The 23103-nt window shown below is 54.3% G+C and carries 22 protein-coding genes and 5 tRNA genes; 22 read left to right on the top strand and 5 right to left on the bottom strand.

Annotation, left to right across the window (positions count from 1 at the left end; genetic code table 11):
• The first annotated feature begins 190 nt into the window (after nucleotides 1-190).
• From mltB to luxS, 15 genes are all read left to right on the top strand, one after another.
• On the top strand, nucleotides 191-1261 hold the full coding sequence (gene mltB / locus AB6T85_RS13975; RefSeq protein WP_301730143.1) for a lytic murein transglycosylase B: 1071 nt from the start codon (nucleotides 191-193) through the stop codon (nucleotides 1259-1261).
• Nucleotides 1262-1435: 174 nt separating this feature from the next.
• A complete protein-coding gene (pncC, locus tag AB6T85_RS13970; protein WP_301252607.1) occupies nucleotides 1436-1930 on the top strand; it encodes a nicotinamide-nucleotide amidase in 495 nt (164 codons plus the stop codon).
• Between the two features lie 98 nt (nucleotides 1931-2028).
• Nucleotides 2029-3096: a recombinase RecA gene (gene recA, locus AB6T85_RS13965; protein ID WP_253458981.1), complete on the top strand. Its 1068-nt coding sequence runs from the start codon at nucleotides 2029-2031 to the stop codon at nucleotides 3094-3096.
• Nucleotides 3097-3612: 516 nt separating this feature from the next.
• Nucleotides 3613-4128: a regulatory protein RecX gene (locus AB6T85_RS13960; RefSeq protein ID WP_253458984.1), complete on the top strand. Its 516-nt coding sequence runs from the start codon at nucleotides 3613-3615 to the stop codon at nucleotides 4126-4128.
• Between the two features lie 128 nt (nucleotides 4129-4256).
• Entirely contained in the window at nucleotides 4257-6884 is a 2628-nt protein-coding gene (alaS, locus tag AB6T85_RS13955) for an alanine--tRNA ligase (RefSeq protein ID WP_253458987.1), read from the top strand.
• Between the two features lie 248 nt (nucleotides 6885-7132).
• Nucleotides 7133-7318, top strand: a complete 186-nt coding sequence (gene csrA, locus AB6T85_RS13950; RefSeq protein WP_004155916.1) for a carbon storage regulator CsrA — start codon at nucleotides 7133-7135, stop codon at nucleotides 7316-7318.
• A gap of 306 nt (nucleotides 7319-7624) precedes the next feature.
• Nucleotides 7625-7717, top strand: a tRNA-Ser gene (locus AB6T85_RS13945).
• Between the two features lie 3 nt (nucleotides 7718-7720).
• A tRNA-Arg gene (locus AB6T85_RS13940) sits at nucleotides 7721-7797 on the top strand.
• Nucleotides 7798-8049: 252 nt separating this feature from the next.
• A tRNA-Arg gene (locus tag AB6T85_RS13935) sits at nucleotides 8050-8126 on the top strand.
• Between the two features lie 114 nt (nucleotides 8127-8240).
• Nucleotides 8241-8317, top strand: a tRNA-Arg gene (locus tag AB6T85_RS13930).
• Between the two features lie 174 nt (nucleotides 8318-8491).
• Nucleotides 8492-8568 (top strand) — tRNA-Arg (locus AB6T85_RS13925).
• A 675-nt stretch (nucleotides 8569-9243) separates the two neighbouring features.
• Nucleotides 9244-9810, top strand: a complete 567-nt coding sequence (gene yqaB, locus AB6T85_RS13920) for a fructose-1-phosphate/6-phosphogluconate phosphatase (protein ID WP_253458989.1) — start codon at nucleotides 9244-9246, stop codon at nucleotides 9808-9810.
• On the top strand, nucleotides 9807-10232 hold the full coding sequence (locus AB6T85_RS13915) for a YqaA family protein (RefSeq protein ID WP_125287465.1): 426 nt from the start codon (nucleotides 9807-9809) through the stop codon (nucleotides 10230-10232). Before yqaB ends, AB6T85_RS13915 begins: the two co-directional genes overlap by 4 nt.
• 31 nt (nucleotides 10233-10263) lie before the next feature.
• Nucleotides 10264-11865, top strand: coding sequence for a glutamate--cysteine ligase (gene gshA / locus AB6T85_RS13910; protein WP_369895893.1), 1602 nt, complete (start codon nucleotides 10264-10266; stop codon nucleotides 11863-11865).
• A 152-nt stretch (nucleotides 11866-12017) separates the two neighbouring features.
• The gene (luxS, locus tag AB6T85_RS13905) at nucleotides 12018-12533 is read left to right on the top strand and encodes an S-ribosylhomocysteine lyase (RefSeq protein ID WP_125287466.1); all 516 of its coding nucleotides are present in this window, start codon (nucleotides 12018-12020) and stop codon (nucleotides 12531-12533) included.
• Between the two features lie 64 nt (nucleotides 12534-12597).
• Here the strand turns inward: luxS and AB6T85_RS13900 are convergent, their stop codons facing one another.
• Together AB6T85_RS13900 and AB6T85_RS13895 are read right to left on the bottom strand one after the other, a co-directional pair.
• Entirely contained in the window at nucleotides 12598-13884 is a 1287-nt protein-coding gene (locus tag AB6T85_RS13900) for an HlyC/CorC family transporter (RefSeq protein ID WP_125287467.1), read from the bottom strand.
• A gap of 25 nt (nucleotides 13885-13909) precedes the next feature.
• Nucleotides 13910-14701 (bottom strand): cytochrome C assembly family protein, encoded by a 792-nt coding sequence (locus AB6T85_RS13895; RefSeq protein ID WP_125287468.1) that lies wholly within the window; start codon nucleotides 14699-14701, stop codon nucleotides 13910-13912.
• A gap of 158 nt (nucleotides 14702-14859) precedes the next feature.
• On the opposite strand from AB6T85_RS13895, the gene ffh reads away from it, so the two are divergent.
• The 5 genes from ffh to rplS all read left to right on the top strand — a co-directional run bounded on the left by ffh (nucleotide 14860) and on the right by rplS (nucleotide 18387).
• Entirely contained in the window at nucleotides 14860-16221 is a 1362-nt protein-coding gene (ffh, locus tag AB6T85_RS13890) for a signal recognition particle protein (RefSeq protein WP_125287469.1), read from the top strand.
• Between the two features lie 136 nt (nucleotides 16222-16357).
• Nucleotides 16358-16606: a 30S ribosomal protein S16 gene (gene rpsP, locus AB6T85_RS13885; protein WP_033739514.1), complete on the top strand. Its 249-nt coding sequence runs from the start codon at nucleotides 16358-16360 to the stop codon at nucleotides 16604-16606.
• An 18-nt stretch (nucleotides 16607-16624) separates the two neighbouring features.
• The gene (gene rimM, locus AB6T85_RS13880; RefSeq protein ID WP_253458995.1) at nucleotides 16625-17173 is read left to right on the top strand and encodes a ribosome maturation factor RimM; all 549 of its coding nucleotides are present in this window, start codon (nucleotides 16625-16627) and stop codon (nucleotides 17171-17173) included.
• Nucleotides 17170-17979 carry a tRNA (guanosine(37)-N1)-methyltransferase TrmD gene (gene trmD / locus AB6T85_RS13875; protein ID WP_125287471.1) on the top strand — a complete coding sequence of 270 codons (810 nt, stop codon included), beginning with the start codon at nucleotides 17170-17172 and terminating at the stop codon, nucleotides 17977-17979. The genes rimM and trmD overlap by 4 nt, the downstream gene beginning before the upstream one ends.
• 45 nt (nucleotides 17980-18024) lie before the next feature.
• Nucleotides 18025-18387: a 50S ribosomal protein L19 gene (gene rplS, locus AB6T85_RS13870; RefSeq protein ID WP_024965502.1), complete on the top strand. Its 363-nt coding sequence runs from the start codon at nucleotides 18025-18027 to the stop codon at nucleotides 18385-18387.
• A 61-nt stretch (nucleotides 18388-18448) separates the two neighbouring features.
• On the opposite strand, the gene AB6T85_RS13865 is transcribed toward rplS, so the two are convergent.
• The 3 genes from AB6T85_RS13865 to AB6T85_RS13855 all read right to left on the bottom strand — a co-directional run bounded on the left by AB6T85_RS13865 (nucleotide 18449) and on the right by AB6T85_RS13855 (nucleotide 20413).
• Nucleotides 18449-19051: a glutathione S-transferase family protein gene (locus AB6T85_RS13865; RefSeq protein ID WP_301253462.1), complete on the bottom strand. Its 603-nt coding sequence runs from the start codon at nucleotides 19049-19051 to the stop codon at nucleotides 18449-18451.
• Entirely contained in the window at nucleotides 19052-19744 is a 693-nt protein-coding gene (locus AB6T85_RS13860) for a CTP synthase C-terminal region-related (seleno)protein (protein WP_253458999.1), read from the bottom strand. It abuts the gene before it with no gap.
• Between the two features lie 153 nt (nucleotides 19745-19897).
• Entirely contained in the window at nucleotides 19898-20413 is a 516-nt protein-coding gene (locus tag AB6T85_RS13855; RefSeq protein WP_253459002.1) for a GNAT family N-acetyltransferase, read from the bottom strand.
• 472 nt (nucleotides 20414-20885) lie between these two features.
• Between AB6T85_RS13855 and AB6T85_RS13850 the strand changes: the two genes are divergently transcribed.
• Nucleotides 20886-21965, top strand: a complete 1080-nt coding sequence (locus AB6T85_RS13850; RefSeq protein WP_253459004.1) for a 3-deoxy-7-phosphoheptulonate synthase — start codon at nucleotides 20886-20888, stop codon at nucleotides 21963-21965.
• A 2-nt stretch (nucleotides 21966-21967) separates the two neighbouring features.
• Entirely contained in the window at nucleotides 21968-23089 is a 1122-nt protein-coding gene (gene tyrA / locus AB6T85_RS13845; RefSeq protein ID WP_253459007.1) for a bifunctional chorismate mutase/prephenate dehydrogenase, read from the top strand.
• The last annotated feature ends 14 nt before the right edge of the window (nucleotides 23090-23103 follow it).

Genomic DNA, 23103 nt, shown 5'->3' with positions numbered 1-23103 from the left:
TTGATAAAATGCTATTTTCTATTAAATGAAATGGCGTTTTATTTTAATGGCAGCAGCGAGTTTACGCCGTCTGGCCGCGCAGGAAAAGAGAAAGGAAAAAAGCGGCAGATTTACATAACATCTGTTTTCAGAATGGCTGGCGATGTTCTAACATGAATGCTACTTTTCCGTTTTGCACTCTGGATATTCAATGCGTTATCTGGCCTCATTTTTGCCCGCGCTGCTGCTGCTTTCCGCCTGCAGCAGTAAAGCCCCTGCGCCTGAGCCTCACGGCAATCCTTTTCGGGGCAACAACAGCTTTTTACTGGATCCCGAGCATAACGTAGCGCCGCTGGACGGCGATTTCGCCAACAGCCCGACGGCCGAAGCCTTTATCGATAAAATGGTGCGCGAACACGGTTTTAACCGTCAGCAGCTGCATAACGTGCTGGCACAGGCGAAGCGGCTGGATTGGGTGCTGCGGCTGATGGATCGGCAGGCGCCTTCTTATCAGGCACCCTCCGGCCCGAACGGCGCCTGGATCCGCTATCGCAAAAAATTTATCGTGCCGGATAACGTGCAGAACGGCGTCCAGTTCTGGAATCAATATCAGGACGCGCTCAATCGTGCCTCGGAAGTTTACGGCGTGCCGCCGGAAATCATCGTCGGCATTATTGGCGTCGAAACCCGCTGGGGACGCGTAATGGGTAAAACGCGCATTATCGATGCGCTGGCGACGCTGGCGTTCGCCTATCCTCGTCGCGCCGAGTACTTTAGCGGCGAGCTGGAAACCTTCCTGCTGATGGCGAAAGAAGAGAACGACGATCCGCTTGATTTACGCGGCTCGTTCGCTGGCGCCATGGGCTACGGCCAGTTTATGCCTTCTGCCTTTAAGCAATACGCCGTTGATTTCAATGGCGACGGCCATATCAATCTTTGGGATCCTGTAGATGCAATAGGCAGCGTGGCCCACTATTTCAGCGCGCACGGCTGGATAAAAGGCGGCACCGTAGCCGTACCGGCTAACGGCGAAGCGTCGCAGCTGGAAACGGGCTTCAAAACCCGCTATACGGCCGCGCAGCTCTCTGCCGCCGGTTTGTCGCCGCAGGTGCCGCTACAGGACAATCAGCAGGTCAGCCTGCTGCGTTTTGATATGGGCACTTACTATCAATACTGGTACGGGTTGCCGAATTTTTACGTTATTACCCGCTATAACCACAGCAATCACTATGCGATGGCCGTGTGGCAGCTGGGCCAGGCCGTACGCGACGCCCGTCAGTAACGCCAGTTTTACCTCCCGATCGCCCGGCGGCGCGTTGCCGGGCAATCGCCTGTTTCTACAACGCTTTTCCTGACTGACTTTATGAAAGCGGTTCGCAAATCCCGCCTTTGTCTCTTCGCGCCTGGCTAAAAAGTGCTAATCTTCATTCTTACGATAAGCAAGCAGGGAACAAGAATGACGGACAGCGAATTGCGCCTGTTAAGCCAGGAAATCGGTCAGCATTTACAGCGCCTTAATGCCACGGTTACCGCGGCGGAATCCTGTACGGGCGGTTGGATAGCGAAAGTGATTACCGACGTCGCCGGCAGTTCACAATGGTTTGAGCGGGGCTTTGTCACCTACAGCAATGAGGCCAAGCAGACGCTGGTGGGCGTGACGGCCGCCTCGCTGGAAAGCTTTGGCGCGGTCAGCGAACAGGTGGTGACAGAGATGGCGGAAGGGGCGCTTAAACAGGCCCGCGCGCAGTATGCTGTAGCTGTCAGCGGCATCGCCGGGCCCGATGGCGGAACGGCGGAAAAACCGGTGGGAACGGTGTGGTTCGGCTTCGCAGCGGAAGGCGCTAACTCGCTGGCGCAGCGCAAAATTTTTGCGGGCGACAGAGAGGCCGTTCGACGTCAGGCCACGGCTTATGCGCTGTTGACGCTACGTGACCATTTTCTTAAAAATTAAGCTTGATACTGTATGACTATACAGTATAATTGCACCCATATTGATTGAGACACGAAGCCGCGAAAGCGTGCTTTACCCCCGCGTGATTAGGAGTGGAAATGGCTATTGACGAAAACAAGCAAAAAGCACTGGCAGCAGCGCTGGGCCAGATTGAAAAGCAATTTGGTAAAGGCTCCATCATGCGCCTGGGTGAAGACCGCACTATGGATGTGGAAACCATCTCTACCGGTTCGCTTTCGCTGGATATCGCGCTGGGCGCGGGCGGCCTGCCAATGGGCCGTATCGTCGAAATTTACGGGCCGGAATCTTCCGGTAAAACCACGCTGACGTTACAGGTTATCGCGTCTGCACAGCGCAAGGGCAAAACCTGCGCCTTTATCGATGCCGAGCATGCGCTCGATCCGGTTTACGCCAAAAAGCTGGGCGTGGACATTGATAACCTGCTCTGCTCGCAGCCGGACACCGGTGAGCAGGCGCTGGAAATCTGTGACGCGCTGGCGCGTTCCGGCGCGGTTGACGTAATCATCGTTGACTCCGTGGCGGCGCTGACGCCGAAAGCGGAAATCGAAGGCGAAATCGGCGACTCGCATATGGGTCTGGCGGCTCGTATGATGAGCCAGGCTATGCGTAAGCTGGCCGGTAACCTGAAGAACTCCAACACGCTGCTGATCTTCATCAACCAGATCCGTATGAAAATCGGCGTGATGTTCGGTAACCCGGAAACCACTACCGGCGGTAACGCGCTGAAATTCTACGCCTCTGTCCGTCTGGATATCCGCCGTATCGGCGCGATTAAAGAGGGTGACGAAGTCGTCGGTAGCGAAACCCGCGTGAAAGTGGTGAAAAACAAAATCGCCGCGCCGTTCAAGCAGGCTGAGTTCCAGATTATGTACGGCGAAGGCATCAATATCTACGGCGAGCTGGTAGACCTTGGCGTGAAGCACAAGCTGATTGAAAAAGCGGGTGCCTGGTACAGCTACAACGGCGATAAAATCGGTCAGGGTAAGGCAAACGCCGGCAACTTCCTGAAAGAGAACCCGGCTGTGGCTACCGAGATCGAAAACAAGCTGCGCGCTACGCTGATGAACAATCCGGACACCACGCCAGACTTCGTGGCTGACAAAGATGATGCCAACGAAGCCAGCGAAACTAACGAAAACTTCTGATTAGCAGCCCGCGAGGGCAGATAGTCGGAAAGCGCTGAAAAGGAGTGGCCCTGTGCCGCTCCTTTTTTATTTTCGACTTACGCTTTCTGAACCAGCTTGTTACGGCAGCAGCCAGGTTCGTTCTATAGCGCACGCGCGCAAAAGAGCATTATTTTCAGCGCTGTGAACCGCCCATGCGAGTTTTTTCCAGCGAACGAGCTGCCTTGTAGCTGATTTTTCCAGGGGACGAGTCGCCTGGCGCCACCTGCTTTCAGCGTACGAATCACCTTGTATCAATTTTTTTCAGTGTACGAGCCGCCCGGCGGCGCCTGCTTTTAACGTACGAACTAACTTGTTTCAGGGGGCGAGCCGCCTGGCGCTACCTGTTTTAGCGTTACGAAACGCCTTGTATCACCTGTTTCCCGCTTACAAATCGCCTTTGCCGCCTTTCTCCACACATTAGCCAAAGCGCTTTGTTTCTTTTGCGGTTCCTCGCTACCCTTACCATGAGTTAATTTTTTGCATAACCGGAGCAAGATGTCTGACGCCACCGAACGAAGCCAGTTTACCCGCCTGTTAGATCGGGCCATGCGCATTCTGGCCATGCGCGATCACAGCGAGGCGGAATTTCGTCGCAAGCTTTCGCTCTCTGCAGAGCGGGCCGCGATGTATGCTAAAACGCAGGCGCAGCAGCCTGAATCCGTTACGCCAGAGCAAATCGATCGGGTCGTCGCCTGGTGTTATGAAAGCAATTATCTGGACGATGCCCGCTTTGCGGAGCGCTTTGTCGCCAGCCGCAGCCGTAAGGGCTACGGCCCGCAGCGCATCCGTATGGAGCTGGGGCAGAAGGGCGTGGCGAAGCCGCTGATCGATGAAACGCTGGCCAAAACGGAAATCGACTGGCAGCAAATGGCGTTCGACTCGGCGGAGCGGAAGTTTGGCCTGCCGCTGCCGACCGAATGGAAGGAAAAAGCCAAAGTGCAGCGCTATTTAATGACTAAAGGCTTCTTTTCCGAAGATATCCGCAGCGTTTTTTCAAATTTTGAAGATTGAGCGCCAATGGGATTTTACTTCGCACCGAAGAAAATTTATCTTATTCACCACTTTTTGTTCGTGTGTTGCTTAGCCTTACGGCAGGTTTAAACCCACGAAACGTTCGTTAGCGTGATTCCAGGACAATTATGAGCAAGAGCACTGCGGAGATTCGCCAGGCGTTTCTCGACTTTTTCCATAGCAAGGGACATCAGGTTGTAGCCAGTAGCTCCCTCGTCCCGACTAATGACCCGACGCTGCTGTTTACCAACGCCGGGATGAACCAGTTCAAAGACGTTTTCCTGGGCCAGGACAAGCGCAGCTACTCGCGCGCAACCACCTCGCAGCGCTGCGTGCGCGCAGGCGGTAAACATAATGACCTGGAAAACGTTGGCTATACCGCCCGTCACCATACCTTCTTTGAAATGCTGGGCAACTTCAGCTTCGGCGACTATTTCAAACGCGAAGCTATCGGTTTTGCGTGGGAGCTGCTGACCAGCGCGCAGTGGTTTAACCTGCCGAAAGAGAAGCTGTGGGTTACCGTCTACGAAACCGATGATGAAGCCTTCAATATCTGGGCAGATGAAATCGGCGTGCCGCGTGAGCGTATTATCCGCATTGGCGATAACAAGGGCGGCGCTTACGCCTCTGATAACTTCTGGCAGATGGGCGACACCGGCCCGTGCGGCCCGTGCAGCGAAATCTTCTTTGACCACGGCGACCATATCTGGGGCGGCCCGCCGGGCAGTCCGGAAGAGGACGGCGATCGCTTTATTGAGATCTGGAACATCGTCTTTATGCAGTTCAACCGTCAGCCTGACGGCACCATGCTGCCGCTGCCGAAGCCTTCCGTCGATACCGGTATGGGCCTGGAGCGTATCTCCGCCGTGTTGCAGCACGTTAACTCCAACTACGAAATCGATCTGTTCCAGAAGCTGATCAAGGCTGTTGCAGAAGCGACTGGCGCCACCGATCTGAGCAGCAAATCACTGCGCGTCATTGCCGACCATATCCGTTCCTGCGCTTTCCTGATTTGCGATGGCGTGATCCCATCCAACGAAAACCGCGGCTACGTGCTGCGCCGCATTATTCGCCGCGCTATTCGTCACGGCAACATGCTGGGCGCGCAGGGGTCCTTCTTCTGGAAACTGGTAGCGCCGCTGATTGACGTTATGGGCGCAGCGGGCGAAGAGCTGGCGAAGCAGCAGGCTCAGGTTGAGCAGGTGCTGAAAACCGAAGAAGAGCAGTTTGCGAAAACGCTGGAGCGCGGTCTGGCGCTGCTGGACGAAGAGCTGGAGAAGCTGCAGGGCGACACGCTGGACGGTGAAACCGTTTTCCGCCTGTATGACACCTTTGGCTTCCCGGTCGATTTAACCGCCGACGTCTGTCGCGAGCGTAATCTGAAAATTGACGAAGCGGGCTTCGAGAAAGCGATGGAGCAGCAGCGTCAGCGTGCTCGTGAAGCCAGTGGCTTTGGCGCGGACTACAGCAACGTTATCCGCATTGATGAAGCCTCGACCTTCAAAGGTTATGACCAGCTTGAGCTGAGCGCGACCGTTACCGCTATCTTTGTGGACGGTCAGCCTGCAAATGCGATTGCCGCCGGTCAGGAAGGCGTTATCGTGCTGGATGAAACGCCATTCTACGGCGAATCAGGCGGCCAGGTAGGCGATACCGGCGAGCTGCGTAACAACGACGCGGTGTTCACCGTTACCGACACGCAAAAATATGCGCAGGCGATTGGTCATATCGGCAAGCTGGCTTCCGGTCAGCTGCGGGTCGGCGATCGTCTGGCCGCGCACGTGGACGAAGAGCGTCGCGCGCGTATTCGTCTGAATCACTCAGCGACGCACCTGTTACACGCTGCGCTACGTCAGGTTCTGGGCCATCATGTGGCACAGAAAGGCTCACTGGTGAACGATAAATATCTGCGCTTCGACTTCTCCCATTCTGAAGCGATGAAGCCGCAGGAAATCCGTCAGGTTGAGGAAATCGTCAACGCACAGATCCGCCGTAACCTGGCGGTCGACACCAACGTGATGGAGCTGGAAAAAGCGAAAGCGCTGGGCGCGATGGCGCTGTTTGGCGAAAAATATGACGATCGCGTCCGCGTGCTGACGATGGGCGATTTCTCTACCGAACTTTGCGGCGGCACGCACGCCAGCCGCACGGGCGATATCGGCCTGTTCCGCATCACCTCTGAAGCCGGTACGGCGGCAGGTATTCGCCGTATTGAAGCGGTGACGGGCGAAGGCGCGTTAAAGCAGATGTATGCCCAGAGCGAGCAGCTGCAGGAGATCGCTCACCTGGTGAAAGCCAACAGCAGCAATCTGAATGAAAAAGTGCGTGGCCTGATGGATAACGTCCGCGCGCTGGAAAAAGAACTGCAGCAGCTGAAAGATCAGCAGGCCGCGCAGGAGAGCGCTTCTCTCAGCAGTAAAGCTATCGACGTCAAGGGCGTTAAGCTGCTGGTAAGCGAGTTGACCAACGTCGAGCCGAAAATGCTGCGTACGATGGTGGACGATCTGAAGAACCAGCTGAAGTCAGCCGTTATCGTGCTGGCTACCGTTGCGGAAGGAAAGGTTTCGCTGATTGCCGGCGTAACCAAAGATGTAACCGATCGCGTGAAAGCCGGCGAGCTGGTGGGCGAACTGGCTCAGCAGGTTGGCGGTAAGGGCGGCGGCCGTCCGGATATGGCTCAGGCCGGCGGCACCGATGCCGGAGCACTACCAGGGGCTCTGGCCGGTGTTGAAAGCTGGGTGGCGGCAAAACTGTAACACTATAAAAAAGCATCCCGGAAAGCGCGGTGGGGCAGGGCTTCACCGCGTCATTCTGTCAGATGTTATCGCAAAAAACACAAAGTCAGGTTGATGGTGTGTATTTCGGCTAAACTAAGTATCAGCAGAATGTATTACCGTGATGATGCACTTGTTGTGCATTTGTCATAGTCTATATTTAGCGTTATATGATGGATAATGCCGGGCGACAGTTAACCCGACTCTTTTAATCTTTCAAGGAGCAAAGAATGCTTATTCTAACTCGTCGAGTTGGTGAAACCCTCATGATCGGTGATGAGGTGACTGTAACGGTGCTGGGAGTAAAAGGGAATCAGGTTCGCATCGGTGTGAATGCCCCTAAAGAAGTTTCGGTTCATCGCGAAGAGATTTATCAGCGTATTCAGGCCGAAAAAACTCAGCAAACGAGTTACTAACGGATCCAGCGCCTTGCCGCCCAGGCGAGGCGCTACCGGTTTTGTCCTTCTTTCCCGCCTTTCTTTGTTTTTCTTTCGCTGTATCTCTTCGGGCCTGTACACACTTCCCTGCTGTGAAAGGGCCGATTATTGTTGATAAATCACTCTTTTTGCTTTCCAAATACCCATTTTGGCTGGGAAATGCGCAATCAAACGCGAGAGTGAAAAAATATGTTTGACTTATAAGGCCCAGAAAGTAATATGTGCGCCACGCAGTGCCGATGAGCAGAAACAAGTTCAGAAGCACAGCTCGATAAGAGCGCGTATGGTGAGGTGGCCGAGAGGCTGAAGGCGCTCCCCTGCTAAGGGAGTATGCGGTCAAAAGCTGCATCCGGGGTTCGAATCCCCGCCTCACCGCCATTTGCATCCGTAGCTCAGCTGGATAGAGTACTCGGCTACGAACCGAGCGGTCGGAGGTTCGAATCCTCCCGGATGCACCATATTTAAGAAGTGTTGCAGCCATTGTGTTCTGGCAAAGCAGTAAGTATTAGCCGCCAGCACAAGGGATGATAACGTTGCTTTAGCAACGGCCCGTAAGGGTGAGGCGTAAGCCGAATCATCCTCCTGGATGCACCATATTTTATAAAGTGGCTTAGCAAGTCGCCGCTTTGTTTAAGTAGTACCGATACAGCGTTAGCAGCCTGTATCAAGGTGAGTCGTCAGCACCCCTGCGTTATACCAGAATTTGTTATGCATCCGTAGCTCAGCTGGATAGAGTACTCGGCTACGAACCGAGCGGTCGGAGGTTCGAATCCTCCCGGATGCACCATATTTTGTAGAAGTCGGCAGTAGCCTCTTCTGAGAAATGAAAAGATTTAAACGTCTGTCAGTTTCTTCTGTATCTCCTCAGGTTTGTCGCGTTATCTCCCCACTGTTTTCCAATGCATCCGTAGCTCAGCTGGATAGAGTACTCGGCTACGAACCGAGCGGTCGGAGGTTCGAATCCTCCCGGATGCACCATATTTTAGTAATGTGGCAGCAATATCTTAACTGACATACTGTGAAAAGCTTGCAGCGTGTACAGGGAGGATAACATCGCTAAGCGATGGCCCGAAGGGTGAGGCGTAAGCCGAATCATCCTCCCGGATGCACCCTATTCAGTTGTACCAGGCAGTATCTTTAGCTTTCCTCAATGCATCCGTAGCTCAGCTGGATAGAGTACTCGGCTACGAACCGAGCGGTCGGAGGTTCGAATCCTCCCGGATGCACCATATATTGCAAATCTGGTCGCAATAACGTACTCGCATAGCGCAAGCAGTTACCGCCAGCACAAGGGATGATAACGTTGCTTTAGCAACGGCCCGTAAAGGTGAGGCGCCAGCCGAATCATCCTCCCGGATGCACCATCTTCTGAATATCTCGTCGTAACACCTTTACTGACATACTGTGAAAAGCTTGCAGCTTGTACAGGAAGAGTAAAAACGCTTAGCAATGACCCGAAGCGCAAGCGCATTATCCTCATCTTCTGTTATTCCAACTCATAGCCATTCTGAACAGCCATACCGTATAAAGCTTATAGCGCTGATGCTACAGCAATCCTTTACGATCGAATTGTAAAAAACCTGCCTGATGCTTTTCCAATACCCTTTCCGTATCCTCATACTTGCTGCCTTAACAAGGCGAAATTATCACGCCGCTTTATAATATACATTTCCTCACTTTCTGCTTTTGCCGTTATATACCCCGTTAATTGCCGGTCCAGAGTCGGTTCCATAGTTACACTTTTGTGCTTTTTGGCCTCAATTAAGGCCATCTGTTAACAAGGATATAATCTGATAATAAAAAACCCTATATGTTTCAAGGCATTTGCGGATCCAAGCTGACAGCGACAAGTTCGGTGCTTTACGCTAAAGTAAACGTTCGTTGATTCAGGGACGGAGGCTTCCGTGTACGACAGTTATGACGGCTTGATATTTGATATGGACGGCACGATTCTGGATACGGAACCTACGCATCGTAAAGCCTGGCGAACCGTTCTGGCGCGCTACGATATGCGCTTTGACGACCTGTCGCTGATTAAGCTGAACGGCTCGCCAACGTGGCGGATAGCGGAAGCTATCATCAACAGCTATCAGAGCAGCCTGGATCCCCATCAGCTGGCCGCAGAAAAAACCGCGGCGCTGAAAGAGATGCTTTTCGATAGCGTCCAGCCGCTGCCGCTGGTTGACGTCGTTAAAGCTTACCGCGGTAAACGGCCTATGGCGGTCGGTACCGGCAGCGAGCACGCCGTAGCCGAAGCGCTGCTGCAACATTTAGGGCTTCGCGACTATTTTGACGCGGTTGTCGGCGCTGATGACGTTAAGCGTCATAAGCCGGAACCGGATACGTTTCTGCGCTGCGCCGAATTAATCGGTGTTGCGCCTGAGCGCTGTATCGTGTTTGAAGACGCCGATTTCGGTATTCAGGCCGCGCAGGCGGCAGGCATGGCTTTTGTCGACGTCAGGCGTCTGTGAGCGACTGGCTATACGGTTCAATGTTTGTCAGCGGTTTCCTAAGCGCCACGCTGCTGCCGGGAAACTCAGAAGTGCTGCTGGTTTCGCTGCTGCTGTCGGGAAAAGCTTCCGCGCTCGGCGTGACCGGCATTGCTGCCCTGGGGAATACCCTCGGCGGTTTAACCAACGTTATCATCGGCCGCTGTCTGCCGCTAAAACAGCAGGGGCGATGGCATAACACAGCAACAGCGTGGCTGCACCGCTGGGGGCCTGCTGCGTTACTTCTTAGCTGGTTGCCGGTTATTGGCGATCTGCTTTGCGTTCTCGCGGGTTGGCTTCGCTTCGCCTGGCTTCCGGTTGCGCTCTGGCTCGCCGTGGGCAAGACGTTGCGCTATGGCGTGCTGGCTTTCGCAACATTACAGGGCATGGAATGGTGGCAGTGATTCGCTAAGCGTCGCTATCATGATTAACATTATGCTGAACAATAATAAATTTTTCCCCAAGCGGGAGGTCAATTTGATCCCGGACGTATCACAGGCGCTTTCCTGGCTGGAAGCTCACCCTGAGGCAATGAAAGGTATTGGTCGCGGCATTGAACGCGAAACGCTGCGTGTTAAACCTGATGGCCATCTGGCCACCAGCGGACACCCTAAATCGCTGGGTTCAGCCTTGACCCATAAGTGGATTACCACTGATTTTGCTGAAACGCTGCTGGAATTTATTACGCCGGTAGATCGTGACATCGATCATCTGCTGGCTTTTCTGCGCGATATTCATCGTCACGTCTCACGCGATCTCGGCGCGGAGCGGATGTGGCCAATGAGTATGCCGTGCCTGATCGACGACAGCGATAAAATAGAGCTGGCGCAGTACGGGCGCTCCAATATCGGGCAGATGAAAACGCTCTATCGGCAGGGCCTGAAGAACCGCTATGGCGCGCTGATGCAGGTCATTTCCGGCGTGCACTATAACTTCTCGCTGCCGCTCTCTTTCTGGCAGGCCTGGACGGATGGCAAAGAAGGGCAGAGCAGCACCGACGCGATCTCGGAAGGCTATCTGCGCCTGATCCGTAACTACTATCGCTTTGGCTGGATCATTCCCTATCTGTTTGGCGCTTCGCCGGCCGTTTGTTCTTCTTTCCTGCAGGGGAAAGAGACGGACTTACGGTTTGAGCGTACCGAAAATGGTCTGCTCTATCTGCCTTACGCTACCTCTTTGCGCCTGAGTGACCTGGGTTATACCAATAAATCGCAGAGCGGACTGGGCATCACCTTCAATAATCTTCCTGACTATGTCAAAGCGCTGAAGGCGGCGATTAAAACGCCTTCGGAAGAGTACGCGCGCATGGGTGTGAAGGATGAGCAGGGCAACTGGCTGCAGCTCAACACTAACGTGTTGCAGATTGAAAACGAGCTGTATGCGCCGATCCGCCCGAAACGCGTTACGCGCTCCGGCGAAAATCCCTCCGATGCGCTGCTGCGCGGCGGCATCGAGTACATTGAAGTGCGCTCGCTGGATATTAACCCGTTCTCGCCGACAGGCGTGGATGAAAATCAGGTGCGCTTCCTCGATCTGTTCCTGATCTGGTGTACGCTGGCCGACGCGCCGGAAATGAGCAGCGAAGAGCTGCTCTGCACGCGCGCCAACTGGAACCGGGTCATTCTGGAAGGGCGCAAGCCGGGCCTGATGCTGGGTATCGGTTGCGAAGAAGCGCAGTTCCCGCTGGCGGAAGTCGGCAAAAACCTGTTTAAAGATCTGCAGCGCGTGGCGGAAACGCTCGATCGTCAGCAGGGCGATCGCCATTATCAGGCCGCCTGTGACCGTCTGGCCGCCTCGTTTGACGATCCTGACCTGACCTATTCGGCGCGTTTTTTGACAGCGCTGAAAGAAAACGGGCTGGCCGGTACGGGCCTGGCGCTGGCAGAGCAGTATCATGCTCAGTTGGCGAACGAGCAGCTGGAGATCCTGACGGAGAGCGACTTTGAGCAGGAGGCTATCCGTTCAAACGTTAGTCAGCAGGAAATCGAAGAAAGTGATACGCTTAGCTTTGAAGACTTTCTGAAAAGCCGAAGCTAACGCAAAAGAAAAAGGCCACATCAATGTGGCCAAATTAACATCTCTGTTGTCAGGGATGATGATAACAAAATGCGCGTCTTTCATAGATTCAGACCACGAGTCGACAGAGAAAGTTTCATCACTGCGAAAATAAATTTATCAGAGGTAACCATATGCCATTGCTGGATAGCTTTACCGTCGATCATACCATCATGGCGGCGCCTGCGGTTCGCGTAGCGAAAACCATGAACACGCCGCACGGCGATACCATTACCGTTTTCGATCTGCGCTTCTGCCGGCCAAACAAAGAAGTGATGCCGGAGCGCGGTATCCACACGCTGGAACATCTGTTTGCCGGTTTTATGCGTAACCATCTGAACGGCGACGGCGTTGAAATCATCGATATCTCGCCAATGGGCTGCCGCACCGGTTTCTATATGAGCCTGATTGGCACGCCGGACGAGCAGCGCGTGGCGAAAGCCTGGAAAGCCGCGATGCAGGACGTGCTGAAAGTGACCGATCAGCGCAAAATTCCTGAGCTGAACGAGTACCAGTGCGGCACCTATGAAATGCACTCTCTGGATGAAGCGCAGGATATCGCGCGTCACATCATTGAGCATGATATCGGCGTGAACCACAACGACGAGCTGGCACTGCCGCAGGATAAACTGCAGGAACTGCACATCTAGTCAGTTAACCGGGCTTCCCTTGCAGAAACCCGGTTGTTTATCCCCTGGCGGCAGGGGATAGCTATCAGGAACCCACCGACTCCTTCAGCGGCTTTTGCGGCGTAACGCGAACCTGTTTAATCATATTCTCCTGCACGTCGAGGATATCGATCGCATAGTGACCGATATGCACCGTAGTGTTGGGCAGCGGAATATCTTCCAGCACTTCCAGAATCATGCCGTTAACCGTACGCGCTTCCTCTTCCGGCAGCTGCCAGTTAAAGGCCTTGTTCAGCTCGCGCACGTTAGCGCTGCCTTCAATCAGCACCGAGCCGTCATTCTGTGGCATCACTTCTTCCGCCAGCGTCGGGGACATGGAGGTGGTGAAATCGCCGACTATCTCTTCCAGAATGTCTTCAATGGTGATCAGGCCTTTAATATCGCCATATTCATCAACAACCAGACCTACTTTCTTCTTATTGCGCTGGAACTTCACCAGCTGGATGTTCAGCGGCGTGCCTTCCGGCACGTAGTAAATCTCATCCGCCGCGCGCAGCATGACTTCTTTGGTGAACTCTTTTTTCTCGGTCATCAGGCGGTAGGCTTCCCGCACGCGCAGCATACTGATGGTATCGTCCAGCGAATCGCGATAGAGCACGATGCGGCCATGCGGCGAGTGCGTCAGCTGCCGCACGATGGATTTCCAGTCATCGTTGATATTAATGCCCACAATTTCATTGCGCGGCACCATAATGTCGTCAACGTTCACTTTTTCCAGATCCAGCACGGACAGCAGCATATCCTGATTGCGGTGCGACATCAGCGTGCGCGATTCATACACGATGGTGCGCAGCTCTTCTTTGCTCAGCGCGGAGGTGGCGGCGCTGTCGGTTTTCATGCCGACCATCCGCATCAGCACGCGGGTAATGGTATTCAGCAGCCAGACCAGCGGCATCATGATGATTTGCAGCGGGCCTAACAGCAGGCTGCTGGGGAAAGCGACTTTTTCAGGATAAAGCGCGGCAACGGTTTTCGGCAGTACTTCCGCAAACACCAGCACCACAAACGTCAGGATGCCGGTAGCGATGGCTACGCCTTCATCGCCGTGCAGGCGCATCCCGACGATGGTTGCCAGCGCGGAGGCGAGGATATTAACGAGGTTGTTGCCGATCAGCACCAGGCTGAGCAGGCGATCGGGGCGACGCAGCAGTTTCTCTACCCGACGGGCGGCGCGATCGCCGTTTTTAGCCTGATGGCGCAGCTTATAGCGGTTGAGCGTCATCATGCCGGTTTCGGAGCCGGCAAACCACGCCGACACCAGCACCATAACGAAAAGAATAATAATCAGCGTGGTGGTTGAAACTTGTTCCAACGAGGGAATTCCTTGTAGTGGAGGATCAGGAGGACAAAAAGTGTTGCAGCATACGGCTGCCGAAATAGGCCATGGTCAGCAGGAACGCGCCGCCGAAATTGAACCAGGCCACGCGGCGACCGCGCCACCCTTCATGATAGTGACCCCAGAGCAAAACGATATAGACAAACCAGGCCAGAATCGACAGCACGGCTTTATCCACGTTTTCACGGCTGAACAGATCCTGCATATAAAACAGACCGGTACACAGCACCAGCGTCAGCAACACTACCCCGATCTGAGTGATATGGAACATTTTGCGCTCGATGGTCATCAGCGGCGGAATGTCCTTGCTGAAAGCCAGCTTTTTGTTTTTCAGCAGCCAGTCTATCCACGCCAGCTGTAGCGCATAAAGCGCCGCAATCATTAGCGTAGCATAGGCAAACAGCGCCAGCCCGATGTGCACCATCATGCCGGGCGTGGTTTCCAGATGCGTGATAAACGCGTTGGGCACAAAGGTGGCGAAAGCCAGGTTGATCAGCGCGAAGCTGTAGACCAAAGGCAGCAGGATCCAGCCGCGATTGCGCGAGGCCACGATGGTCATAATGGCGCAGATCAGCAGGCTGACCAGCGATCCGATATTCAACAGGCTAAGGTTCTGACCGCCTTCCGCTGTGAAAATACGCTGTTCCAGCGCGACGCCATGACACACCAGCGCGACGACGGCGGAGATAACGGCCATGCCTCGCCACGCGCTCTGCTTGCGCAGCAGGCTGGGAATAATCAGGGCAAGGCTGAAAGAGTAGGCGAGCAGCGCCAGGATCGCAAAAACGGACATAGGTGGTACCGGCAAGGCTATGAAAAAAAGCAGTATAGCGCCAGCGGCCGCTGGCTCCAAACGATCTCAACGCGGATGGCTGAGATCGCCGCGTCTTCATGTTATAATCTGCGCCATTGTGTCGCCTGGCGACCTCTCATTACGTTGAGCGAGAGACGATGTTTGATAATTTAACCGACAGATTGTCGCAGACCCTGCGCAATATCAGTGGCCGTGGACGGCTGACAGAAGACAACATTAAGGACACCCTGCGCGAAGTGCGCATGGCGCTGCTTGAGGCAGACGTTGCGCTGCCGGTAGTGCGTGACTTTATCGGCCGCGTTAAAGAGCGCGCCGTGGGTCACGACGTCAACAAGAGCCTGACGCCGGGTCAGGAATTTGTGAAGATCGTTCAGAATGAGCTGGTTGCCGCCATGGGCGCCGAGAACAACACGCTCAATCTGGCCGCTCAGCCACCGGCCGTGGTGCTGATGGCGGGCTTGCAGGGTGCGGGTAAAACCACCAGCGTCGGCAAGCTGGGTAAATTCCTGCGCGAGAAGCACAAGAAGAAAGTGCTGGTGGTTTCTGCCGACGTTTATCGCCCGGCGGCGATCAAACAGCTGGAAACCCTGGCGGAGCAGGTTGGCGTCGATTTCTGTCCGTCCGACCTGAGTCAGAAGCCGGTCGACATCGTTAAAAATGCGCTTCAGCAGGCAAAACTGAAGTTCTACGACGTGCTGCTGGTGGATACCGCCGGTCGTCTGCACGTTGACGAAGCGATGATGGACGAGATCAAACAGGTCCACGCTGCCATTAATCCGGTGGAAACGCTGTTTGTGGTCGACGCCATGACCGGTCAGGATGCGGCGAACACGGCGAAAGCCTTTAACGAAGCGCTGCCGCTGACCGGCGTTATCCTGACCAAGGTTGACGGTGACGCGCGCGGCGGTGCGGCGCTTTCTATCCGCCATATCACCGGCAAGCCGATTAAGTTTATGGGCGTCGGCGAAAAAACCGAGGCGCTGGAGCCGTTCTATCCGGATCGTATCGCTTCCCGTATTCTGGGCATGGGCGACGTCCTGTCACTGATTGAAGATATCGAAAGCAAAGTCGACCGCGCGCAGGCAGAGAAACTCGCCAGCAAGCTGAAAAAAGGCGACGGCTTCGATCTCAACGACTTCCTGGAGCAGCTCAAGCAGATGCGCAACATGGGCGGCATGGCCAGCCTGATGGGCAAACTGCCGGGCATGGGCCAGCTGCCGGACAACGTTAAATCGCAGATGGATGACAAAGTGCTGGTGCGCATGGAGGCGATGATCAACTCCATGACGCGCAAAGAGCGCGAGAAGCCGGAAATTATCAAAGGGTCCCGCAAGCGTCGTATCGCGACGGGTTCCGGTATGCAGGTGCAGGACGTCAACCGTTTGCTTAAGCAGTTTGACGACATGCAGCGCATGATGAAAAAGATGAAGAAGGGCGGAATGGCGAAGATGATGCGCGGCATGAAAGGTATGATGCCGCCGGGCTTCCCGGGCCGTTAATCGAGTCGGAAAAGCGCTCAGGCGAATTAGATTGCTTTTTACGCCAAAATGAGTAAAATTTTCGGGCTTTTTATATTGCACCCGGGCCCCGTTCCCTCAATGGGGCCCGGTTGTTTTATTAACTAAAGAGGATGTTATGGTAACAATTCGTTTGGCACGTCACGGCGCTAAAAAGCGTCCGTTTTATCAGGTAGTTGTCACTGACAGCCGCAACGCTCGCAACGGCCGCTTCATCGAGCGCGTTGGTTTCTTCAACCCGATCGCTTCTGGTCAGGCTGAAGCACTGCGTCTGGATCTGGACCGCATTGAGCACTGGGTTGGCCAGGGCGCTACTCTCTCTGATCGCGTTAACGCGCTGATCAAAGAAGCTAAGAAAGCAGCTTAATCTGTCACGGTGGTCAACATGAGCAAGCAACTCACCGCCCAGCCGCCCGCTAACCCGTTAACTCTGGGAAAGATGGGGTCGGCCTACGGTATTCGTGGTTGGCTCAAAGTGTTTTCCTCCACCGAAGATGCTGAAAGCATTTTTGACTACCAACCCTGGTTTATCCAGCGGGCGGGTCAATGGCAGCTTATCGAGCTGGAAGGCTGGAAGCGCCACAATCAGGACATGATCATCAAAGTCAAAGGCATTGACGATCGTGATGCGGCCACGCTACTTACCAATTGCGAAATTGTGGTAGACGCGGAGCAGCTGCCTCCTCTGGAAAGCGGTGACTATTACTGGAAAGACCTGATGGGCTGCCAGGTAGTAACCACGCAAGGATACGAGCTGGGCAAAGTCATTGATATGATGGAAACCGGTTCAAACGACGTTCTCGTCGTGAAGGCAAACCTGAAGGATGCGTTTGGTGCGAAGGAGCGGCTGATTCCGTTCCTTGATGGACAGGTTATCAAGAATGTCGATCTCACTACCGGCACCATCGAAGTAGATTGGGATCCTGGTTTTTGAGCTCCGGACAAGACGGTAACACTCCGGCGCAGTCGATGTGGATTGGCATAATCAGCCTGTTCCCTGAGATGTTTAGCGCAATTACCGAATACGGAGTAACTGGCCGGGCAGTAAAAAATGGCCTGCTCAGCATTCAGAGCTGGAGTCCTCGCGACTTCACTCATGACCGGCACCGTACCGTGGACGATCGTCCTTACGGCGGCGGACCGGGAATGCTAATGATGGTTCAGCCCTTACGGGATGCCATCCACGCAGCAAAAGCGGCGGCAGGAGAAGGCGCTAAGGTGATTTATCTTTCACCTCAGGGACGCAAACTCGATCAAGTGGGGGTTTGCGAGCTGGCGACCAGCGAGAAGTTAATTCTGGTGTGTGGTCGCTATGAAGGGATTGATGAGCGCGTCATCCAAACCGAAATCGATGAAGAGTGGTCGATCGGGGATTACGTGCTCAGCGGTGGGGAACTGCCGGCAATGACGCTGATTGATTCGGTCGCCCGGTTTATACCTGGCGTACTGGGCAAGCAGGCGTCCGCCGAGGAAGATTCGTTTTCCGAGGGGCTGCTGGACTGTCCGCACTACACCCGACCTGAAGTGTTAGAAGGGATGGAGGTTCCGCCAGTTCTGCTGTCGGGCAACCATGCCGAAATTCGCCGCTGGCGTCTGAAACAGTCGCTGGGCCGTACCTGGCTAAGAAGACCTGAACTTCTGGAAAACCTGGCTCTGACTGAAGAGCAAGCAAAGTTGCTGAAGGAGTTCCAAAAGGAATTCAGACGGCAACATAACGATGATGGGCAGTCCGGGCAGTAGCCGCGGCGCCTGAATATCAGTTTACCCAGGATAAGAGATTTAATTATGAGCAACATTATCAAGCAAATCGAACAAGAGCAGATGAAACAGGACGTACCTTCATTCCGTCCGGGCGATTCCGTGGAAGTGAAAGTATGGGTTGTTGAAGGCTCCAAGAAGCGTCTGCAGGCATTCGAGGGCGTGGTTATCGCTATTCGTAACCGCGGTCTGCACTCTGCATTCACCGTTCGTAAAATTTCTAACGGCGAAGGTGTTGAGCGTGTATTCCAGACTCACTCACCTGTAATCGACAGCATTGCTGTTAAACGTCGTGGTGCCGTACGTAAGGCCAAACTGTACTACCTGCGTGAGCGTACCGGTAAGTCTGCACGTATCAAAGAACGTCTGGGCGCTAAAGCAGCATCCTAAGTTAATACGAAACAGGGGGCCGGTCGAAAGACCGGCCCTTTTTTTTGCCTGCCGTAACGCGTCAGGCCGTGCGGTTATTCCTCTCCAGCGCCTTGCTGAACGCTTCCCGTCGCTGACATCTTGCTACGTAACGGGTCAATTTATCGTTAACCGGCAATGCGCACAGTTGCGCCCACATCAGCGTATGCGAGAAGAAAATATCGGCCAGCGTAAAATGCTCACCTGCAATCCACTCTTGTTCAGCTGAAAAACGGATAGCGTCAAGCGTCTTGCTGGCGTCACGGAAAGTTGTCTCAATCACTGCTGGCGAACGTAGAGCCTCGGGCAGTAAAAATTTATGTTTAAGCAAATACCAGACTGGCGATTCAAGGTCTGTCAGAGAAAAGCTGAGCCACTCATTGACTTTGGCTTTTTGCAGCGCATCCGTCGGGTAAAGTTTCCCATCCCCTTTTTTTTCGCCCAGATACTGGCAGATAGCTGCCGTTTCAAAAATAAGGCTACCTTCGTCCTCCAGTACGGGCACTTTATGTAAGGGATGAGGAGAAGAGGCCGCTGGTTCTGTGGAAAAGAGCGCTACCGGAGAAGTGGTGTAATCTAATTTTAGCTCTTCCAGAGTCCATAGCACCCTCAAGGAGCGGCTTTTAGGAAATGTATAAACGTTCATTTAGCGCCCGGCCTCCGTAAGCAAAGCGACGACCAGCGGCGAAAGCGCATGACGCAGCGACGCCCGTTCGGATTGAAACAGCGTAGCGACAAAAAATCGGTGATGGGGCAATTCTATGCCGCGCACATCGCCTTGCCGATCTCTCGCGCTGATGCGCAGCGGAAAATCGGCCAGTTCGTTCCCGAAATCAGGGTTAACGCCAAAGTTACAATGATAGCCTTCATGCGTGCTGAGTTTGCCGTAGGCTTTTGCTATCGTCGAACCGGGTTCAATGACGATGTCGCCTGTTTGTTCAACCAGCGAGCAGCTAAGCGGCGCAATCACCATACGGCCTTCCGTATCCGTTTCCGCATGTGCCGCATCTTGCCAGCCCATCACGTTGCGCGCGTACTCAATAAGCGCATACTGAAAACCGCCGCAGGAACCAAGAAAAGGGATATTGTTTTCGCGCGCCCAGGTGATAGCCATAAAAGCGCCCTGGTCATGCTGATAAGGGCTGCCCGGCACGACCCAGATCGCATTAAAATTATGCAATACGTCAGTCGAGGTAATCTCTGGGGTGGGCAACCATTCTGCCTCTACCGAAATATTGAGCGAGTCGGCGGCAAGCTTGATAGCGGGTGGGATGGCCTGGTGCGCCACGGCATCAGGACGGAAATCGCCCACCAGGGCAAGACGGACAGATTGGTGCATGTTGTTTCCTGTTTGCAGAAAAAAGAGGCTATACGTTAGCCAGCAATCTGGCTTACGCTTTTGACTATTGAGCGCAGCCGTCAGGCGTATCGGCCCGATGAGTCATGGAAATATAAAACAACCCGAAGCACAGGGTTGCGGGTTTTCAGAAAATCAGCGCGTTCGATGAAAGCGGTAAATGGCCGTATCCGCCGGCCCACTATCCAGCACGATCAATCCATGCTTAATGCCCATAAAGGCTGCGCCGCATTTTTCCGCCACGCGGCGGCTGGCCATATTTTCCGCCACTGCCAGGATTTCTACCGTATCTTTTTCCTGATCCTGCCACGCCAGATCGAGAAGATAACGCACGGCCTGGCTGGCGATGCCCTGTCGCTGCTCGCTGCTGCGTACCCAGTAGCCTATTGAGCACAGATTTTTCTGATCGCTGGAATAGCGCAGTCCGGCACCGCCCAGCAAGCGGCCATCCCCGGCGAAAAGCCCCAGCTCGTTGGCTTCGCCTGTCTCACGCAGCATGTGGGTAGCGGCAAACCAGCGGCGAGCTTCTGCTGGACTAAAACCTTCATGCGCCCAGAGCAGCCAGGGACGCAACGTATCCAGTGAGGCATTCACGGCTTGCGCAAATTCAATGGCGTCGTCGTGACGGTAAGGGCGGTAAAGCACCTGCATATGGCTTTTCCTTCAGGCTTATTAATATTTATACGGCGTTATTAATGCAGACAGAAGCCCGAAAAAAGCGGCGGCTTAAGGCAATACGGCGGATGATGCAGGTTTTTAAAGCGACGCTGCCTTTATAAAATCCCAGGGTTATTTATAAACATTTCAACAGCGACAGATCAATCAATAAAAGTAGCTATGGCTAACCTGCTGATAGCCGTACGACGTCCTTTACTTCAGGTTATCGGGTAGACGTAAGGTTAACGCATATATTGGTGTAAATTTAACTTTACATGTAGGCGTTTTGGTTTCTGGTCTTATTTTTTATTAACTATATGATTAACAATCATTTATTTTTTTTTTCTTCTTGTTTATCTTTTGTGGTAATAAAAGTGTACATAGGGAGATTGAGTTTTGTACCGCTTCTGATACAGTATTCAAACCTTGATGACAGGCTGACGGGACCACTAGAGAGCTGACGACCATGCAAAAAGATGCGCTGAACAACGTTCATATCGCCGACGAACAGATTTTAATTACGCCGCAGGAGCTGAAAAACAAGTTCCCCCTGACCGACGCGCAGCAGACGCAGATCGCTGCTTCCCGTCAGACTATTTCAGACATTATCAGCGGAAAAGATCACCGTTTGCTGGTGGTGTGCGGCCCCTGTTCGATCCACGATACCGAAGCAGCGCTGGACTATGCGCGGCATCTGAAAGCGCTTTCTGACGATCTCAAAGATCAGCTCTATATCGTGATGCGCGTCTATTTTGAAAAGCCTCGCACCACCGTTGGCTGGAAAGGGCTGATCAACGATCCCTACATGGATAACTCTTTCGATATGGAAGCCGGTCTGCATATCGCCCGTCAGCTGCTGGTTGAACTGGTCGAGATGGGGCTGCCGCTGGCAACGGAAGCGCTGGATCCTAACAGTCCGCAATACCTGGGCGATCTGTTCAGCTGGTCGGCCATCGGCGCACGCACTACCGAGTCGCAAACGCACCGGGAAATGGCTTCCGGCCTCTCTATGCCGGTCGGCTTTAAAAACGGCACGGACGGCAGTCTGGGCACGGCGATTAACGCAATGCGCGCCGCCTCTATGCCGCACCGCTTTGTGGGTATCAACCAGAGCGGCCAGGTCTGCCTGTTGCAGACCCAGGGTAATCCGGATGGCCACGTCATCCTGCGCGGCGGCAAACAGCCAAACTACGGGCCGGAAGATGTCGCGCAGTGTGAAAAAGAGATGCTTCAGGCGGGACTCCGTCCGGCGCTGATGATAGATTGCAGCCATGGTAATTCTAACAAAGACTTCCGTCGCCAGTCCGGCGTAGCCGAGTCCGCCGTCTCGCAAATCAGAGACGGCAACCGTTCCGTGATTGGGCTGATGCTGGAAAGCCATCTGCACGAAGGCAGCCAGTCGTCCGAACAGCCCAAAAGCGCCATGCGCTACGGCGTTTCCGTGACCGATGCCTGCATCAACTGGGAAACGACCGAAACGCTGTTGCGAACAATTCATCAGGAACTGGACGGAGTACTGGCGGCGCGTCTGTCGCAAGAGGGTTAATTATGGTGGCTGAACTGACCGCGCTGCGCGATCAAATTGATGAAGTGGACAAAGCCCTGCTCGATCTGCTGGCCAAAAGGCTGAGTCTGGTCGCCGAGGTGGGCGAAGTAAAAAGCCGCTACGGTCTGCCGATTTACGTGCCGGAGCGCGAAGCTTCCATGCTGGCGTCACGGCGTAAAGAGGCGGAGACGCTTGGCGTGCCGCCAGACCTGATCGAAGATGTGCTGCGCCGCGTTATGCGCGAATCCTACGCCAGTGAAAACGATAAAGGCTTCAAAACGCTGCATCCGCAGCTTCGACCGGTAGTCATCGTTGGCGGCAAGGGCAAAATGGGGCGGCTGTTTGAAAAGATGCTGACCCTTTCCGGTTATCAGGTGAAAATCCTGGATAAAGAGGAGTGGGCGCAGGCGGAAAGCCTGCTGGCGGATGCGGGAATGGTGATCATCAGCGTGCCGATCCACCTGACGGAAAAAGCGATTGCCGATCTGCCGCCGCTGCCGGAAGACTGTATTCTTGTGGATCTGGCCTCGGTAAAAAATGGCCCGCTTCAGGCGATGCTGGCCGCGCACAGCGGCCCGGTGCTGGGGCTGCATCCGATGTTCGGCCCGGACAGCGGTAGCCTGGCGAAACAGGTGGTGGTCTGGTGCGACGGCCGTCAGCCGGAAGCCTATCAGTGGTTTCTGGAACAGATCCAGGTCTGGGGCGCACGTCTGCACCGCATCAGCGCGGTAGAGCATGATCAGAACATGGCCTTTATTCAGGCGCTGCGTCACTTCGCCACCTTTGCCTATGGCCTGCATCTGGCGGAAGAGAACGTGAATCTTGAGCAGCTGCTGGCGCTTTCATCGCCTATTTACCGCCTGGAGCTGGCGATGGTGGGCAGACTCTTTGCGCAGGATCCTCAGCTCTATGCGGACATCATCATGTCCTCAGAAAATAATCTGGCGCTGATTAAACGTTACTATCAGCGCTTCGGCGAGGCTATTCAGCTGCTGGAGCGGGGCGACAAGCAGGCGTTCGTCGACAGTTTCCGTCGCGTAGAGCATTGGTTTGGCGATTACGCCCAGAGCTTTATGCTGGAAAGTCGTTCGCTGCTGCGTCAGGCCAACGACAGCCGCCGATAACGGCTTTGGATAAA

The sequence above is a fragment of the Erwinia aeris genome, assembly GCF_041224955.1.
GTDB lineage: Bacteria > Pseudomonadota > Gammaproteobacteria > Enterobacterales > Enterobacteriaceae > Erwinia > Erwinia aeris.
The sequence above is the reverse complement of the archived record's forward strand: the minus strand, read 5'-3'. Positions and strand labels throughout refer to the sequence as shown.

Bases quoted from the DNA above. Each gene is read 5' to 3' on its own strand.
- AB6T85_RS13860 (WP_253458999.1), bottom strand. From the start codon at position 19,744: ATGCACCAATCTGTCCGTCTTGCCCTGGTGGGCGATTTCCGTCCTGAT.
- luxS (WP_125287466.1), top strand. From the start codon at position 12,018: ATGCCATTGCTGGATAGCTTTACCGTCGATCATACCATCATGGCGGCG.
- alaS (WP_253458987.1), top strand. From the start codon at position 4,257: ATGAGCAAGAGCACTGCGGAGATTCGCCAGGCGTTTCTCGACTTTTTC.
- AB6T85_RS13855 (WP_253459002.1), bottom strand. From the start codon at position 20,413: ATGCAGGTGCTTTACCGCCCTTACCGTCACGACGACGCCATTGAATTT.
- csrA (WP_004155916.1), top strand. From the start codon at position 7,133: ATGCTTATTCTAACTCGTCGAGTTGGTGAAACCCTCATGATCGGTGAT.
- mltB (WP_301730143.1), top strand. From the start codon at position 191: ATGCGTTATCTGGCCTCATTTTTGCCCGCGCTGCTGCTGCTTTCCGCC.
- tyrA (WP_253459007.1), top strand. From the start codon at position 21,968: ATGGTGGCTGAACTGACCGCGCTGCGCGATCAAATTGATGAAGTGGAC.
- rpsP (WP_033739514.1), top strand. From the start codon at position 16,358: ATGGTAACAATTCGTTTGGCACGTCACGGCGCTAAAAAGCGTCCGTTT.
- AB6T85_RS13895 (WP_125287468.1), bottom strand. From the start codon at position 14,701: ATGTCCGTTTTTGCGATCCTGGCGCTGCTCGCCTACTCTTTCAGCCTT.
- AB6T85_RS13850 (WP_253459004.1), top strand. From the start codon at position 20,886: ATGCAAAAAGATGCGCTGAACAACGTTCATATCGCCGACGAACAGATT.
- AB6T85_RS13865 (WP_301253462.1), bottom strand. From the start codon at position 19,051: ATGAACGTTTATACATTTCCTAAAAGCCGCTCCTTGAGGGTGCTATGG.
- rplS (WP_024965502.1), top strand. From the start codon at position 18,025: ATGAGCAACATTATCAAGCAAATCGAACAAGAGCAGATGAAACAGGAC.
- pncC (WP_301252607.1), top strand. From the start codon at position 1,436: ATGACGGACAGCGAATTGCGCCTGTTAAGCCAGGAAATCGGTCAGCAT.
- AB6T85_RS13960 (WP_253458984.1), top strand. From the start codon at position 3,613: ATGTCTGACGCCACCGAACGAAGCCAGTTTACCCGCCTGTTAGATCGG.
- gshA (WP_369895893.1), top strand. From the start codon at position 10,264: ATGCTGAACAATAATAAATTTTTCCCCAAGCGGGAGGTCAATTTGATC.
- recA (WP_253458981.1), top strand. From the start codon at position 2,029: ATGGCTATTGACGAAAACAAGCAAAAAGCACTGGCAGCAGCGCTGGGC.
- ffh (WP_125287469.1), top strand. From the start codon at position 14,860: ATGTTTGATAATTTAACCGACAGATTGTCGCAGACCCTGCGCAATATC.
- rimM (WP_253458995.1), top strand. From the start codon at position 16,625: ATGAGCAAGCAACTCACCGCCCAGCCGCCCGCTAACCCGTTAACTCTG.